This is a genomic window from Collinsella sp. LCP19S3_D3 (assembly GCF_052121455.1).
In the GTDB taxonomy this organism is placed as follows: domain Bacteria; phylum Actinomycetota; class Coriobacteriia; order Coriobacteriales; family Coriobacteriaceae; genus Collinsella.
Genome location: NZ_JBQKEF010000005.1, coordinates 1 through 14,647, shown reverse-complemented (window position 1 = coordinate 14,647; position 14,647 = coordinate 1). Strand labels below are relative to the sequence as shown.

The 14,647-nt window shown below is 60.5% G+C and carries 11 protein-coding genes; 8 read left to right on the top strand and 3 right to left on the bottom strand.

Annotated elements, in window-relative coordinates:
* Nucleotide 1 precedes the first annotated feature (1 nt).
* Nucleotides 2-1,495 (top strand): signal recognition particle protein, encoded by a 1,494-nt coding sequence (gene ffh / locus ACTQXM_RS03040; RefSeq protein WP_427747339.1) that lies wholly within the window; start codon nucleotides 2-4, stop codon nucleotides 1,493-1,495.
* A 116-nt stretch (nucleotides 1,496-1,611) separates the two neighbouring features.
* Here ffh and ACTQXM_RS03035 read toward each other — a convergent pair whose 3' ends face one another.
* The gene (locus ACTQXM_RS03035) at nucleotides 1,612-2,376 is read right to left on the bottom strand and encodes a NifB/NifX family molybdenum-iron cluster-binding protein (protein WP_441536964.1); all 765 of its coding nucleotides are present in this window, start codon (nucleotides 2,374-2,376) and stop codon (nucleotides 1,612-1,614) included.
* Between the two features lie 216 nt (nucleotides 2,377-2,592).
* Here ACTQXM_RS03035 and thyA point away from each other — a divergent pair, with 216 nt between their 5' ends.
* The 4 genes from thyA (at nucleotide 2,593) to ACTQXM_RS03015 (ending at nucleotide 6,469) form a co-directional block, all read left to right on the top strand.
* The gene (thyA, locus tag ACTQXM_RS03030; RefSeq protein ID WP_441536965.1) at nucleotides 2,593-3,441 is read left to right on the top strand and encodes a thymidylate synthase; all 849 of its coding nucleotides are present in this window, start codon (nucleotides 2,593-2,595) and stop codon (nucleotides 3,439-3,441) included.
* A gap of 9 nt (nucleotides 3,442-3,450) precedes the next feature.
* Nucleotides 3,451-3,969 (top strand): dihydrofolate reductase, encoded by a 519-nt coding sequence (locus ACTQXM_RS03025; protein WP_441536966.1) that lies wholly within the window; start codon nucleotides 3,451-3,453, stop codon nucleotides 3,967-3,969.
* 109 nt (nucleotides 3,970-4,078) lie between these two features.
* Nucleotides 4,079-4,993 carry a TrmH family RNA methyltransferase gene (locus ACTQXM_RS03020; protein ID WP_427719619.1) on the top strand — a complete coding sequence of 305 codons (915 nt, stop codon included), beginning with the start codon at nucleotides 4,079-4,081 and terminating at the stop codon, nucleotides 4,991-4,993.
* 126 nt (nucleotides 4,994-5,119) lie between these two features.
* The gene (locus ACTQXM_RS03015; protein ID WP_370450570.1) at nucleotides 5,120-6,469 is read left to right on the top strand and encodes an MATE family efflux transporter; all 1,350 of its coding nucleotides are present in this window, start codon (nucleotides 5,120-5,122) and stop codon (nucleotides 6,467-6,469) included.
* Nucleotides 6,470-6,554: 85 nt separating this feature from the next.
* Here ACTQXM_RS03015 and ACTQXM_RS03010 read toward each other — a convergent pair whose 3' ends face one another.
* A complete protein-coding gene (locus tag ACTQXM_RS03010; RefSeq protein ID WP_441536967.1) occupies nucleotides 6,555-7,040 on the bottom strand; it encodes a cob(I)yrinic acid a,c-diamide adenosyltransferase in 486 nt (161 codons plus the stop codon).
* Between the two features lie 92 nt (nucleotides 7,041-7,132).
* Between ACTQXM_RS03010 and ftsH the strand changes: the two genes are divergently transcribed.
* Nucleotides 7,133-9,025 (top strand): ATP-dependent zinc metalloprotease FtsH, encoded by a 1,893-nt coding sequence (gene ftsH / locus ACTQXM_RS03005; protein ID WP_195838531.1) that lies wholly within the window; start codon nucleotides 7,133-7,135, stop codon nucleotides 9,023-9,025.
* A 75-nt stretch (nucleotides 9,026-9,100) separates the two neighbouring features.
* A complete protein-coding gene (locus ACTQXM_RS03000) occupies nucleotides 9,101-9,553 on the top strand; it encodes a DUF523 domain-containing protein (RefSeq protein ID WP_441536968.1) in 453 nt (150 codons plus the stop codon).
* Nucleotides 9,554-9,683: 130 nt separating this feature from the next.
* Here ACTQXM_RS03000 and ACTQXM_RS02995 read toward each other — a convergent pair whose 3' ends face one another.
* The gene (locus ACTQXM_RS02995) at nucleotides 9,684-10,772 is read right to left on the bottom strand and encodes an iron-containing alcohol dehydrogenase family protein (RefSeq protein ID WP_441536969.1); all 1,089 of its coding nucleotides are present in this window, start codon (nucleotides 10,770-10,772) and stop codon (nucleotides 9,684-9,686) included.
* A gap of 510 nt (nucleotides 10,773-11,282) precedes the next feature.
* On the opposite strand from ACTQXM_RS02995, the gene ileS reads away from it, so the two are divergent.
* Nucleotides 11,283-14,060 (top strand): isoleucine--tRNA ligase, encoded by a 2,778-nt coding sequence (ileS, locus tag ACTQXM_RS02990; RefSeq protein ID WP_441536971.1) that lies wholly within the window; start codon nucleotides 11,283-11,285, stop codon nucleotides 14,058-14,060.
* Nucleotides 14,061-14,647 lie beyond the last annotated feature (587 nt).

The window sequence follows — 14,647 nt, the reverse complement described above, 5'->3', positions numbered from 1 at the left end:
AGTGTTTGATTCTCTGAGCGATCGCCTCAACGACACATTTGACCGCCTGCGCGGTAAGGGCAAGCTGACCGAGGCCGATATCACCTCGGCCATGCGCGACATTCGCATGGCGCTGCTCGAGGCCGACGTCAACTTTAAGGTCGTCAAGGAGTTTGTCGCCAAGACCAAGGAGCGCTGCATGACCGCCGAGGTCATGGAATCGCTGACGCCGGCGCAAAACGTCGTCAAGATCGTGCTCGACGAGCTCACCGAGATGCTCGGCTCCACCGAGAGCAAGCTCGTCTTTAGCAACCGCATTCCCAACGTCATTATGCTCGTGGGCCTGCAGGGCTCCGGTAAGACCACGGCGGCTGTAAAGCTGGCATACCTGCTCAAGAAGCAGGGCCGCTCGCCGCTGCTCGCCGCGTGCGACGTCTACCGTCCCGCCGCTGCCGACCAGCTGGCCACGCTTGGTGGAGAGATCGGCGTGCCGGTCTTCCGCGGTGACGGCGAGCACCCGGTCGATATTGCCAAGGGCGCCATCCAGGAGGCCGTCGACCACCTGCGCGATGTGGTCATCGTCGATACCGCCGGTCGTCTGCAGATCGACGAGCAGATGATGCAGGAGGCCGTGGACATCAAGAAGGCCGTCAAGCCCGATCAGGTGCTGATGGTCGTCGATGCCATGACCGGCCAGGATATCGTCAACGTTGTCTCGACCTTCGCCGAGCGCACCGACTTTGACGGCGTGATCATCTCCAAGCTCGACGGCGATGCCCGTGGCGGCGGCGCGCTTTCGGTGCGCCAGGTGACCGGCAAGCCCATCAAGTTCGTGAGCATGGGCGAGAAGCCCGATTCGCTGGAGCCGTTCTATCCCGATCGCATGGCCAAGCGCATCTTGGGCATGGGCGACGTCGTCGGCATTATCGAGAAAGCCCAGGAGGCAGCCGATGCCGAGCAGCTCGAGGCTGCCGAGCGCATGCTGCGCGAGGGCTTTACCATGAACGACATGCTCGACCAGATGAAGGCCGTCAAGAAGATGGGCGGTATGAAGGGCATTCTGGGCATGCTTCCCGGCGGCCAGCGCGCGCTCAACCAGATGGGCGGCAACCTGGATGAGGGCATCTTCGACAAGAACGAGGCCATCATCATGTCGATGACCAAGGAGGAGCGCCTGCGTCCTTCCATCATCAACGGCCAGCGTCGCGCCCGCATCGCCAAGGGTGCCGGCGTGACCCCCACCGAGGTCAATAGCCTTATGAAGCAGTGGGGCGAGATGAACAAGATGATGGGCCGCATGCGCTCGATGGCCAACCAGGCGCAAGCCGGCGGCAAGAAGGGCAAGAAGGGTAAAAAAGGCAAAAAGATGCGCATGCCCAATATTCCCGGTCTGGATGCCATGGGCCTGGGCGGCATGGGCGGCCTGGGTGGCCTGGGTGGCATGGGAACAGGTGGTCCCAAGTCCGATATGGACCTGCTGCGCCAGATGGAAGCGCAGATGCGTAATAAAAAGTAACGACTGGTTGAGTCGAGTATGGCGAAGGCCGCCTGGATGGTACTCCAGGCGGCCTTCGCCGTTCGTTCGCAGGTTTTCTCACGCGCGGAAGCGTGTTGGCGTTGAGGTGCTTGCCACTAGTGGCAGCCACAGCCCTCGTGCCCATCATGGTCGTGGTGGCCGTGGCAGCCGCAGGACTCGCCATGCTCGTGGGCGTGCTCGTGCTCGTGCCCATGGCAGTCGCAGGTGGCCTCGCCGGTCTGCGCGAGCGTGCCGGCAATGAGGGCCTCGACGCAGGCGTCGCAGCTGCCCTGGGCGCCCGCATAGACCGTGATGCCTGCCTGGGTGAGCGCGTTGATGGCGCCGCCGCCGATACCGCCGCAGATGAGCGTATCGACGCCACCGTTGGCGAGCAGACCCGCTAGGGCGCCGTGACCAGTGCCGCCGGTGCCTACGACCTGCTCGTTGAGCACCTTGCCATCCTGGATGTCATAGATTTTGAACTGCTCGGTGCGGCCAAAGTGCATAAAGATGTTGCCGTTGTCGTACGTCGTTGCCACCCTCATGGTGCCGACCTCCTTTGCTGGCCATATGGCCGTCGTCGTAGGTGTGGGGGAGTATGCGATATTGCCGCCCTCGATACTAAGTGCTCGCCCGTTGACCAGCGCGTTTGCCACCTTGCGATGCGCGCGGCTGCAGATGGCCGCCACGGTGGCACGGGCGATGCCCATTTGCTGGGCGACGGCCTCCTGATTGAGGCCTTCCAGGTCGCAAAGCCGTAGGACTTCGAGCTCATCGACCGTCATGTCGATGGCGTCTCCGCTGGCAAGGCCGTCAGGGGTAAAGCCGCGATATTCGGGAATGATCCCAACACGGCGCAATTTTTCGCGTCTTCCTGCCATACACTCTCCAAATCTGACATATGTCAACAATAGGATAGCGCGTATACGAAACCGCTCAAGCTATTTTTGGCATATGTCAAAAAAGCTAAAGGTGCAGCATTTGCGAATGCGGCGCCGTACTGCCGTGCATTGCGTGTGCCGCCCCAAGTGTGCAATTCGATGCTGCGCGCCTGGGCTACAATAAAAATCGCTTATAGGCGACTGACAGGAGGGTCAATGAGCAAAGCTGATCAACAGTTTGTAGCCATGTGCCGCGATATTCTGGACCATGGCACCACTACCGAGGGCCAAAAGGTTCGTCCGGTGTGGGAGGACGGCACCCCTGCCTATACTATTAAAAACTTTGGTGTCACGGCACGCTACGACCTGCGTGAGGAGTTTCCGGCGCTTACCCTGCGTCGTACGGCCCTCAAATCTGCCATGGACGAGATTCTATGGATCTATCAAAAGAAGTCCAATAACGTGCATGACCTCAACAGCCATATTTGGGATGAGTGGGCCGACGAGACCGGCTCCATCGGCAAGGCCTATGGGTACCAGATTGGGCAGAAGAGCCATTATGCCGAGGGTGACTTTGACCAGATGGACCGCGTGCTGTACGACCTTAAGCACACGCCGTACAGCCGTCGCATCATGACCAACACGTATGTGTTTAGCGACCTGTCCGAGATGCACCTGTATCCGTGCGCCTACAGCGTGACCTATAACGTCACGCAGCGCCCGCAGGACGATAAGCCAACACTCAACATGATTCTCAACCAGCGCAGCCAGGACATTTTGGCCGCGAACAACTGGAATGTGTGCCAGTACGCCATTTTGCTGATGATGGTCGCGCAGTCGGTCGATATGATCGCTGGCGAGTTGCTGCATGTGATCGCCGATGCCCATATTTACGACCGTCATGTCGATACCGTCCGCGAGCTTATCGAGCGTCCGCAGTTTGCGGCTCCTAAGGTAACGCTCAACCCCGATGTGCATGATTTCTACGCGTTTACGACCGACGACTTGATCGTTGAGGGCTATGAGCACGGCCCGCAGGTCAAGAACATCCCCATTGCGGTGTAGGTGACGCGCATGACGTGTAAGCTTTCTGCCATTGTCGCCGTGTGCGATGACTGGGGCATTGGGTGCGAGGGCGACATGGTCGTGTCCAACCGTGCCGACATGCGCCATTTTGTGGCGTGCACCAAAGGTTGCCCGGTCATTATGGGACGCAAGACCCTGCTGAGTTTTCCCGGCGGGCGTCCGCTCAAGAACCGTCGCAACATTGTGCTCACCCGCGACGAGGGCTTTGCCCCCGAGGGCGTCGACGTGGTGCATAGCGTTGACGAGGCCTTGGCCGCCGTGGCCGATGAACCTGTTGCGTGGGTGATCGGTGGCGGCGAGGTGTATCGGCAATTTCTGCCGTACTGCGTGGAGGCCGAGGTCACGCACAACCATTGCACCCATGCCGTGGACACGTATTTTCCCAATTTGGATGTCGATCCTGCGTGGGAAGTTGCGCGGCGCGACGGGGTTGCCACGATTGCCGCGGGCGAGGGTGACGAAGGCCTCGATTATGAGTTCGTGACATATCGTCGTGTTGAGGCTTAAATCGTCTGGCGTGAACGGTATCACCGGGTTGATTGAATGCATGGGGCGGCGCTTAGCGTCGCCTCGTTTGGTATAGATGTGCTGTAAAGAAGGGTACGGGCTGGCTGCTATGACTGATGCCGTTGAGGTGCTGCGAATCGATTCCCTTAATGATGAGCGGCTCGACGCCTACGTGCGACTGACGGAGCGCGAGCTGCGCTGCGTGCTGGAGCCGCAAAAGGGCATCTTTATCGCCGAGAGCGCCAAGGTCATCGAGCGCGCGGTGCGTGCCGGATACGAGCCGGTGAGCTTTCTTTTGGGTGAGCGCTGGCTCGATCAGATGATGCCGCTGTTCGAGCGTCTGGTTGTACGCGAGGGCGCAGGTCCGGTTCCTGTGTTCGTGGCCTCCATGGAGCTCATGGAGCAGTTGACGGGCTTTAACGTGACGCGCGGTGCGCTCGCGGCGTTCCGTCGCCCGCGTCAGATTCCGGTTGATGAGTTCTTGGGCGGCGTCGTCGAGGTGGCGGGTGAGCGCCCGGTGCGCGTGTGCGTGCTCGAGGGTATTGTCGACCATACTAATGTGGGTGCGATTTTCCGCTCGGCGGCAGCGTTGAATGTCGATGGCATTTTGGTAAGCCCCACTTGCTGTGACCCGCTGTACCGCCGCTCGGCCCGCGTGAGCATGGGCACGGTGTTTCAGGTGCCGTGGACGCGCATTGGCAGCGAGGCGCGCGTATGGCCGCATGATGGGCTGGCGGCGCTGCACGATGCCGGCTTTTCGTGTGCCGCCATGGCATTGACGGATGATTCGGTGTCGTTGGACGATCCCGCGTTGCGGGAGATTGACCGGTTGGCGATCTTTATGGGCACCGAGGGCGCCGGCCTGGGCGCCAAGACCATCGCGGGCTGTGACCGGGCTGTGCGTATTCCGATGGCGCACGGGGTCGATTCGCTCAACGTGGCCGCGGCGAGTGCTGTCGCTTTTTGGCAGTTGTGTCCGCACGTGAGCAACGAGTATCACTACCAGCCGGGACTGTATCACTAGGCAGATATTTTGCACTGGGCTCTGATTCCGTGTGTTTCGGTTGACGCCGGTCGGTGCTAAGCTGGTGCTGGCTTTGGTCATAAAATTGACGTTTTGTTGTTTGACGTACGCTGGTGGGGAGGGCGTGTGGCTAAGAAATCTACGGCTATCGATGTAACACAGGGTGTTATTTGGCAGCAGTTGCTTTCGCTGTGCGTTCCCATCTTTTTTAGTTCGTTTTTTCAGCAGGCCTACACGCTTATCGGTACCTATATCGTCGGTCAGTTTGGCGGCAAGCTCGCGTTGGGCGGCATCCAGGCCACGATGGTGCTCACGGAGCTCTGCATCGGTTTTTGCGTCGGTGTTGGCGCCGGCTGTGCTGTTATTACGGGTCAGTATTTTGGCCAGCACGATGATGAGCGACTGAGTCGTTCGGTCCATACGGCCATGACGCTCGCTCTGGTGGGCGGTATCGTCGTCTCGATTCTGGGCATAGTGTTCGTTGAGCCCATGCTGGTGCTTATGAATACGCCGCATGAACTATTGGCCGAGGGTGTGGCCTATGCTCGTTGCTATTTTGCCGCCATGGTTGCGGCGCTGCTGCTCAATATGGGAACGGCACTGCTGCGCGCCGTGGGCGACACGCGTGGACCTGCCGTGATCATCGCTTCCGGCTGCCTCGTTAACGTGGTGCTGGATGTCATCTTCGTTGCCGTGCTGCATATGGAGGCTCTGGGCTGCGGCATCGCGGTGGCGCTGACCATTTGCTCCAACGCCACGATGATCGTGATTCGCATGATGCACGCACCGGGTGCGTGGCGGCTTTCACTGTCCAAACTCGGCATTGATCCTGGTATTTGCAAGAGCATGATCTCGTGTGGTCTGCCGCTTGGCTTTCAGTCTGCTGCGTATTCGATTTCCAACGTCTTGATTCAGGTGTCGGTCAACTCGTTTGGTGCCGATGTCACCACGGCTTGGGGTCTTTCGGGCCGCTTAGATGGCATTGTCTGGATGGTTACCGAGGCGCTTGGCGTGTCGATCACCACGTTCTCGGCACAGAACTTTGGCGCGCGCAACTACGAGCGCATGCGCAAGGGCTACCATACGTCGCTCGTGCTGTCGTTTATGCTCATTGGTGGCCTGTCTGCCGTGCTGCTGGTGTTCTCGGGTCCTCTGTCGCGTCTGTTTGTCGACGATGCTTCGATTTCGGCGTACACCACGACCATCATCCATTTTATTGCGCCGTTCTATGCGATTTTCTCGATTATCGAAAACGCGTCGGGCTCCATTCGCGGTGCCGGCGTGAGCTTGCAGCCCATGATTCTCACGATTTTCGGCACCGTCGTGCTCAGGGTGATCTGGGTGTTTGCGATCATGCCTTTCGATCCGTCGCTTGAGCTCCTGCTGCTGGTTTACCCCGTAACCTGGCTCATCACGGCCACGATGTTCACTATCTACCACCACAGCGGCAACTGGCTAGGCCGCGCTACTGCCTAATGATCCGTATGAGACAAAGGAAAACGGATCATTGCTCTCCGTGGTGATGTCGATGATTCGTTTTCCTCCGTCCCCTTTGGATCAATTAGTATTCGATGCCTTGACGGGCTAGGAGGCCTTCGTCGAAGTAGTGTTTGACGGGGCGCATTTCGGTTACGAGGTCGGCAAGGTCGGCGAGGGGCAGCAAGCCGCGGCCAGTGAGCACGAGCTCCGTGGTGGTTGGTTTCATCGCGATCAACGCTTCGACATCTTCACGCGTCACAAAGCCCCGTCGCATGGCTTCTCCCAGCTCATCCAAGATCAGCACGTCGACTTGGCTAATCTGCTCGCGCGCCAGCTCCATGATCTGTGCGGCACAGGCTTCGGGCGTGTTGCGGTCGGCTTGTACGATGCAAAGCCCCAATCGAGGAGCTGCGTCATGTTCGGCGCAGTGCAGCTTCTTGGCAAACTGAAGCATGAGCACGTTAAGTCCATAGCCCGTGGCGCGCAGCGCGAGCCCCAGCGCAGCCGTCGTCTTGCCCTTGCCGTCGCCCGTATAGATTTGAACCTTGCCGACTTCCAGTGATGCCATCTCTGTCCTTTCGTGCCCGGTGTCGGTTTATCGCCGGCCGGGTTGGGTATTCTAGTTAGCATTATCAACCCCAGTAGATGGAGTTCAAGCAGATGGAGATGGATGACAACAAACGTAGACGGAATATGATCCTCTACGTGCTCATCGCCTTCGTCGTCTACCTCGTGCTCTCGACCGTTCTGTTCCCCAACATCGGTCACACGCAGCAGATTACGAAGACCGATTACTCGACGTTTGTCAAAGCGCTCGACAAGAAGAGCGTCGATAAGGTCGAGTACAACACGGACGATTACTCGATTTATTACACCAAGAAGGGCGAGGACGAGAACATCGCCTACAAGACGACCGGTGTGCCGAATGATGCGGGCTTTACCGATCGCGTGCTTGAATCTGGCGCCTCGCTTGAGTCGGTCGTTCCCGATAAGAACTCGGGTCTGATGACTTACTACCTGCTCACCCTCATTCTTCCCATGGCGATTTTCTTCCTGATCGGCTGGTGGCTCAACCGCCGCATGAAGAAGGCCATGGGTGATGACGGCCCGTCGATGAACTTTGGCGGCGGCGGTTTTGGCGGCGGTGGACTGGGCAAGTCCGGCGCGCGTGTGATTGCCTCCAAGGACGTGGGCGTGACCTTTAAGGATGTTGCTGGTCAGGAAGAGGCCAAGGAGTCCCTCAAGGAGGTCGTCGACTTTCTGGAGAAGCCGCAGCGCTACGAGGAGATTGGCGCCAAGCTGCCGCGCGGTGCCCTCCTTGTCGGCCCTCCGGGTACCGGTAAAACCCTGCTTGCCAAGGCTGTGGCCGGCGAGGCGGGTGTGCCGTTCTTTAGTATTTCGGGCTCTGAGTTTGTTGAGATGTTCGTCGGCCGCGGCGCCGCCAAGGTTCGCGATTTGTTTAAGCAGGCCAAGGAAAAGGCCCCGTGCATCGTCTTTATCGATGAGATCGATACCATCGGCAAGAAGCGCGACGGCGGCGGCTTTAGTGGCAACGACGAGCGCGAGCAGACGCTCAACCAGCTGCTGACCGAGATGGACGGCTTCGATAACCACAAGGGTATCGTCGTCCTCGCTGCCACCAACCGTCCCGACAGCCTTGACCCGGCCCTGTTGCGCCCCGGTCGTTTTGACCGCCGCATTCCCGTTGAGCTGCCCGACCTGACCGGCCGTAAGAACATTCTTGAGCTGCACGCCAAGAGCGTGAAGACGCAGCCACCGATCGACCTGACCGCGATTGCCCGCGCCACGCCCGGTGCCTCGGGCGCCGACCTGGCCAACATCATCAACGAGGGCGCCCTGCGTGCCGTCCGCGAGGGTCGCAAGCGCGCCACGCAGGACGACTTTGAGGAGTCGGTGGAGGTCGTCATCGCCGGTCAGCAGCGCAAGTCCACGGTGCTGTCCGACCACGAGAAGCAGGTCGTTTCTTATCACGAGATCGGTCATGCCATCGTTGCCGCTCGCCAGAAGGGCTCTGCGCCGGTCACGAAGATCACCATCGTGCCGCGCACGAGCGGTGCCCTGGGCTACACCATGCAGGTCGAGGAGGACGAGCGCTTCCTGACCACGCGCCAGGAGATCCTGGACAAGCTCGCCGTCTATTGCGGTGGCCGTGCTGCCGAGGAGCTCATCTTTGGCGAGATGACGACCGGCGCCGCCAACGATATCGAGCAGGCCACCAAGCTCGCCCGTAACATGGTGACGCGCTTTGGTATGTCCGATGAGTTTGGCATGATGGCGCTCGGTACCGTGCAGAACGCGTACCTTAACCAGGATACGTCGCTCACCTGCGCCCCCGGTACGGCCGAGCGCGTGGACGCGATTGTCGCCAAGCTGATCGAGGATGCGCACGACCGCGCCCTGCAGATCTTGAAGGAGAACAAGTTTAAGCTCCACGAGCTGGCTCGTTATCTGTACAAGAAGGAGACGATCACGGGCGAGGAGTTTATGAATCTCCTCACGCGTGAGAATCCGCTGATGCCAAAGCAGCAGTAATACTAGTTGCGCAGTGCTTTCGCCCCATTTGAGTGTCCACCTCAAATGGGGCGTTTTGCTTGGGAAGAGTTGTATATGAAGATCGTGGTAAGTGCCTGCTTGATGGGCGAGAGCTGCAAGTATAACGGGCTCGATAATTACCATCGCGAGCTGGTCGAGGCCTGCGAGCGCACGGGAACCGAGGTGCTCCTCGTGTGCCCTGAGGTTTTTGGCGGCCTGCCCACACCGCGCAAGCCGTCCGAAATTGTGAACGGCGAAGTCCGTACCTGCGAGGGCGTGTCCGTTGACAGGGAATTTCGCTTGGGTGCTGAGCGTGCACTCGATATGTGCGAGCAGGCGGGCGGGCCGTCCGAGATCGCCGCGTGCATCTTACAGGACCGTAGTCCCTCGTGCGGTGCAGGTCGCGTCTACGATGGCACCTTTAGCGGCACGCTCACCGCGGGCAACGGTGTCTTCGTCGACCTGCTCCTGCGCCACGGGTACCGTGTGATTCCCGCAAGTGAATTTGACCCGAGCATGTTGGAATAGCAAAAGAATGGGGGCGGCCATCGAGTAGATGGTCGCCCCCTTTACTGGCAAGCTAAACAATTTCAACAGATGTTCAATGGCGTTTGCCCAGATAAAACCTGCCAAAATAAACCTGTCCCTTTTTGGTAGGTTAGGCGAGGAGCGTGTGGCCGTAGGCGTTGGCTGCCTTGATGGCGGCGGCGAACTTCTCGTCGGTGAAGGGCTCGGGGTTACCCTGCTTCCACTCGTTGGTGGCGTGCGCGTACTCGCACAGGGCAGGGATATCGGCCTCGGAAAGCCCGACCTGCTCAAGCGTCACGGGCAGGCCCATCTGCTTGTTAAAGGCGGCATAGCGCTCAAGGTTCTCGGTGTCGCCCGTGTAGGCGAACAGCACGAGCACGCCCAGGCTTACGACCTCGCCGTGCAGGTAGGTGCCCTCACGCGGAATGCTGCAAGTGGCGTTGTAGAACGCGTGTGCCACGCTCGAGTTGTAGTAGTAATCGTTCTGGTTGGTCAGGTTCGAGACATATCCCGTGTTGACCACGATGTCGAGCGCGATCTGCTTGACGGCCTCGCTCGACAGGTCCTGGCGCACGTCCTCAAGACCCTGGACGCCATAGGTAAACAGCGGCTCGGAGCAGGTGTGGGCGAGTGCCAGGCCAAGACCGGCGGTGTGCTCCAAATTTCCGGCGCTCGTGGCGTACTCGACCTCGGGCTGCTTGGACAGGGCATCGCCTACGCCGGCCCAGAAGTACTCTGCCGGTGCCTCGGCGATGATCTTGGGGTTGATGAAGATGTGCGCGGGGCGGTTGGGGTACGAATAGCCCTCGAGCGAGCCGTCGTCGTTGTAGACAACGGCAATGGCGGTCGCGGCGGAGCAGTTGGAGCAGATCGTCGGCACCGTAAAGACGATCTTCTTGAGCTCGATAGCCGCCGTCTTGACGGTGTCGAGTGCCTTGCCGCCACCACAGGCTATGAGCACGTCTGCCTGCTGGCAGGCGGGGGAGTTTACGACCTTGGCGATATTGGCGCGTGTGCTGTTGGTGCCGTAGACGCGCGTCTCCAGAACCTCGACGCCGGTGCCTGCCAGCGCGGCTTCGATACCGGGAAGTGCTGCAGCCAGTGCTCGCTTGCCACCGATGATTGCGACCTTGGTCGCACCGTATTCGGCCAGCGCGCTGGGCAGCTCGTCGAAGCAGTCCTCGCCGACGGTATAGTCGCTCATTCCGATCGTGCGCATAGCAACCTTCTTTCGTTCGATAAAGTGCTTTCAGGTATTTTGCTCCTAGAGAAGGTCCACAGCCGCGAGAAATTTCGAACGTATAAAACCAGTGTTGAGGGTTTTTCGTCGGCGCGGAACGTGCTAGCATACTCCGCATAAGCGTTGATGGGGACGAGTAGTCGGCCGTCCGCATGCTACAGAGAGCGGGTAGCGCTGAGAACCCGTGCATGCGACCGATGAAAATCACCCCGGAGCTGCGGTCCCAACGGACGTGCCGCGCAGGCACGTCTTAGTAGATATCGCCGAGATGGTCGTCGATACAGGCCAGCCGAGTAACGGATGCGAGCGCGCGGCGACGCGGGCGAGGGCATCTAAGCTGGGTGGTTAAGCGAAGAGCTTTTACGGGCAGACTGCCTGTCTTGTGGCGCTTCGTCCCAGCTTGCAGGGACGGGCGCTTTTTTGGTGCCCAGAGGGCGTGCGCGCCCATGACAAGAAAGGGGTACCGTGGCAAACGAGTACAAGCAGACGATGAATCTGCCCAAGACCGGTTTTCCCATGCGTGCCGGTCTTTCCAAGTCCGAGCCCAAGCGACTCAAGGACTGGCAGGACAACAAGGTCTACGAGCAAGTTCTAAAGAAGAACAAGGGTCACAAGAAGTTCGTGCTGCACGACGGCCCTCCGTATGCCAACGGCCCGATCCACATCGGCCACGCCATGAACAAGATCTCTAAGGACATGATCAACCGTTACTGGATGATGCAGGGCTACGAGGTTCCCTATGTCCCCGGTTGGGACTGCCACGGTCAGCCGATTGAGCACAAGGTCGAGGAGAAGCTCGGCACCGAGAAGTTCAACCAGACCTCCACGGCTAAGATCCGCGAGCTTTGCAATAAGTTCGCTGTCGAGAACATCGAGCTGCAGAAGGCCGGCTTCCGTCGCCTGGGCGTGCTTGGCGACTGGGACAACCCGTATCTGACGCTCTATCACCAGCATGACGCCGCCGACATCGAGGTCTTCAAGGCCATGTTCGACAAGGGCATGATCTATCGCGGTCATAAGCCCGTCCACTGGTGCAAGCACTGCCACACCGCGCTGGCCGAGGCCGAGATCGAGTACTCCGACGAGACGAGCCCGTCCATCTTCGTGCGCTTTGAGATGACCACTAAGCCTGCCGGTCTCGAGAACTTCGACGGCCCGGTTGACTTCATCATCTGGACGACCACGCCGTGGACCATCCCCTCCGACCAGGCCGTTTCCCTTAAGCCCGGCGCCGCCTATGTTGCCGTTGAGCACGATGGCCGTGCCGAGGTTATGCTCGAGGACCTGGCTCCCAAGTGCTGTGAGGAGTTTGGCTGGGAGTACACCCCGGTCATGGTCGACGGTAAGCCCTATGTGGTTCCCGCTGAGACCTTCCACCACATCCACTACAAGCAGCCGATCTTTGACGGTGTCGAGGGCGTGGCACTGCTGGCCGATTACGTCGGCGTCGATGACGGTACCGGTATCGTCCACAACTCGCCCGGCCACGGCGTCGACGACTACTTCGCCTGCCTCAAGGAGGGCATCACCGATATCTGCATGCCGGTCGATGACGACGGTAAGTTCTACACCGGCGAGGAGTTTGGTACCGGTGGCCCCTTCAGCGGTATGGATACCGACGAGGCCAATCCGCACATCATCGAGTTCCTGCGCGAGCGCGGCACCCTGGTCCTCGAGAAGAAGATCACGCACAGCTATCCGCACTGCTGGCGCTGCAAGCACCCGGTGCTCTTCCGTGCTACCGACCAGTGGTTTGTCTCGATGGACAAGACCGGTTTGCGCGAGCAGGCTGGCAAAGAGATCCGCGAGAACGTCAAGTGGTATCCGGCTCACGCGGCCAACCGCATCGGTGCCATGGTCGAGCAGCGTCCCGACTGGTGCATCAGCCGTCAGCGCAACTGGGGCGTGCCTATCCCCAGCTACACCTGCGCCGACTGCGGCGAGAAGGTCATGAACGACGCCACGCTCGACGCCGTCATCAAGCTCTTCCACGAGAAGGGCTCCGACGCCTGGTTCACCGACGCTCCCGAGAGCTACCTGGGCGAGGCCTGCGTCTGCCCCAAGTGCGGCGGCCATCACCTCAAGGCCGATAAGGACATCCTCGACGTGTGGTGGGACTCCGGCGTGTCCTGGAAGGCCGTCTGCGAGTATCGCCCCGAGCTTGAGTACCCGGCGGATGTGTACCTCGAGGGCTCCGACCAGCACCGCGGCTGGTTCCAGAGCTCGTTGCTCACCTCGGTGGGTGCCAACGGCCACGCTCCGTACAAGGCGGTCGTCTCGCAGGGCTTCACGCTCGATGGTCAGGGCCGCAAGATGTCCAAGTCGCTCGGCAACGTCATCGACCCCAACAAGGTCTGCGACGAGATGGGTGCCGATATCATCCGCCTGTGGGTCGCCTCGGTCGATACCAGCTCCGACGTCTCCATCGACCACGAGATCCTTGCTCGTACGTCCGATGCCTACCGTCGTTTCCGCAACACGCTGCGCTTCCTGCTCTCCGAGCTCGAGGGTCAGTTTGAGCCCGAGACCGACGGCGTCGCCTTTGCCGACCTGCTGCCGCTCGACAAGCTCATGGTTGCCCGTCTGACCCAGGTCCAGGCCGAGGTCGACGACGCCTACGCCAGCTACGAGTTCCCGCGCGCCTACCGTGCGCTCTACGACTTTGTGGTTACCGAGCTTTCCAACGTGTACCTCGACGCCCTGAAGGACCGTCTGTACTGCGACAAGCCCGGCTCGCTCGAGCGCCGCAGCGCCCAGACCGTGCTGGCCGAGCTCTTCTCGATGCTCATGCGCGACCTGCAGCCGATCCTGTCCTACACGGTCGACGAGGCCATGGCCTATGCGCCCGCCGGCTGCGTCGATCACCAGAAGTACGCCGCGCTGCTCGATTGGTACAAGTCGCCCATCACGGTCGACGAGGCCAATGAGTTCGAGGGCGTGCTCGAGGCCTCGCTCGAGCTCCGTAGCGCTGTGACCAAGGCCCTTGAGGATGCCCGCTCCGCCGGCACCTTCACCAAGAGCCAGCAGGTCCGCGTCAAGGCGGTCGTTCCCGCCGAGATGTATGCGCTGCTGACCGGCGACAAGGCCGTCGATCTGGCCGAGTTCTACATCGTCTCCGATGTTGAGCTAACCCAGGGCGAGGAGCTTTCCGTTGCTATTGAGGCCGCCGAGGGCGAGTGCTGCGACCGTTGCTGGAACTATCGCACCACCGTCGGCGAGTACAACGGTCACGCGCATATCTGCGAGCGCTGCGCGAATGCCTTGTAGTTACGCGGTTTTACCAAACCGCGTAACAGGTTGACGCTGCAAACCCGCCAGAGCGGCAATCTGCCTTTCAGCTTCGGCGGCATGACCAGAAGGTCTATGCCGCCTTGCTTCAAGGCACCTTGCTCGCTCTGGCGGGCTTTCGCTCATATGACCCAATCCGCTGTCAAGAGCCACAATGGCCCCGCCGACCGCTTGCAATCGGTCGGCGGGGCCTGCCGTTGAACCCGTCCCGGTCCGCCCCCGGCATGTCATCGACGCCTTCGGCTCAGTCTCATATCCGCGGATACCGTTCTGTCGGCCCGCACTCCATTCCTTCGGCGGGGTTCCCCAAGTCTGTCGAGGCGCATGCGGAGGGCTCCGCGCGCACAGCGAAATAGGGGGTATCCCCGAGGGCCGCCCGGCTCGCCGGGACGGGGGCTATGTCTATTCCGCGCCCTCCCGGCACATCATGCCGAGGGCCCAGAGCCACCTCACGAGCTCGGCCGCGGTGGCCGCGTTGGCCTTCGCCGCGGGCATGCCGCGGGCGAGCATCTCCTCGCGCCGCCGCAGGAGCCGCTCGGACCCCTTCCTCCCGTGCATCCTTATCT

Excerpts from the sequence above, each read along its gene's own strand:
- ACTQXM_RS03035 (WP_441536964.1), bottom strand. The coding sequence starts at position 2,376 with ATGGCAGGAAGACGCGAAAAATTGCGCCGTGTTGGGATCATTCCCGAA.
- thyA (WP_441536965.1), top strand. The coding sequence starts at position 2,593 with ATGAGCAAAGCTGATCAACAGTTTGTAGCCATGTGCCGCGATATTCTG.
- ACTQXM_RS03025 (WP_441536966.1), top strand. The coding sequence starts at position 3,451 with ATGACGTGTAAGCTTTCTGCCATTGTCGCCGTGTGCGATGACTGGGGC.
- ACTQXM_RS03020 (WP_427719619.1), top strand. The coding sequence starts at position 4,079 with ATGACTGATGCCGTTGAGGTGCTGCGAATCGATTCCCTTAATGATGAG.
- ACTQXM_RS03010 (WP_441536967.1), bottom strand. The coding sequence starts at position 7,040 with ATGGCATCACTGGAAGTCGGCAAGGTTCAAATCTATACGGGCGACGGC.
- ftsH (WP_195838531.1), top strand. The coding sequence starts at position 7,133 with ATGGAGATGGATGACAACAAACGTAGACGGAATATGATCCTCTACGTG.
- ACTQXM_RS03000 (WP_441536968.1), top strand. The coding sequence starts at position 9,101 with ATGAAGATCGTGGTAAGTGCCTGCTTGATGGGCGAGAGCTGCAAGTAT.
- ACTQXM_RS02995 (WP_441536969.1), bottom strand. The coding sequence starts at position 10,772 with ATGCGCACGATCGGAATGAGCGACTATACCGTCGGCGAGGACTGCTTC.
- ileS (WP_441536971.1), top strand. The coding sequence starts at position 11,283 with ATGAATCTGCCCAAGACCGGTTTTCCCATGCGTGCCGGTCTTTCCAAG.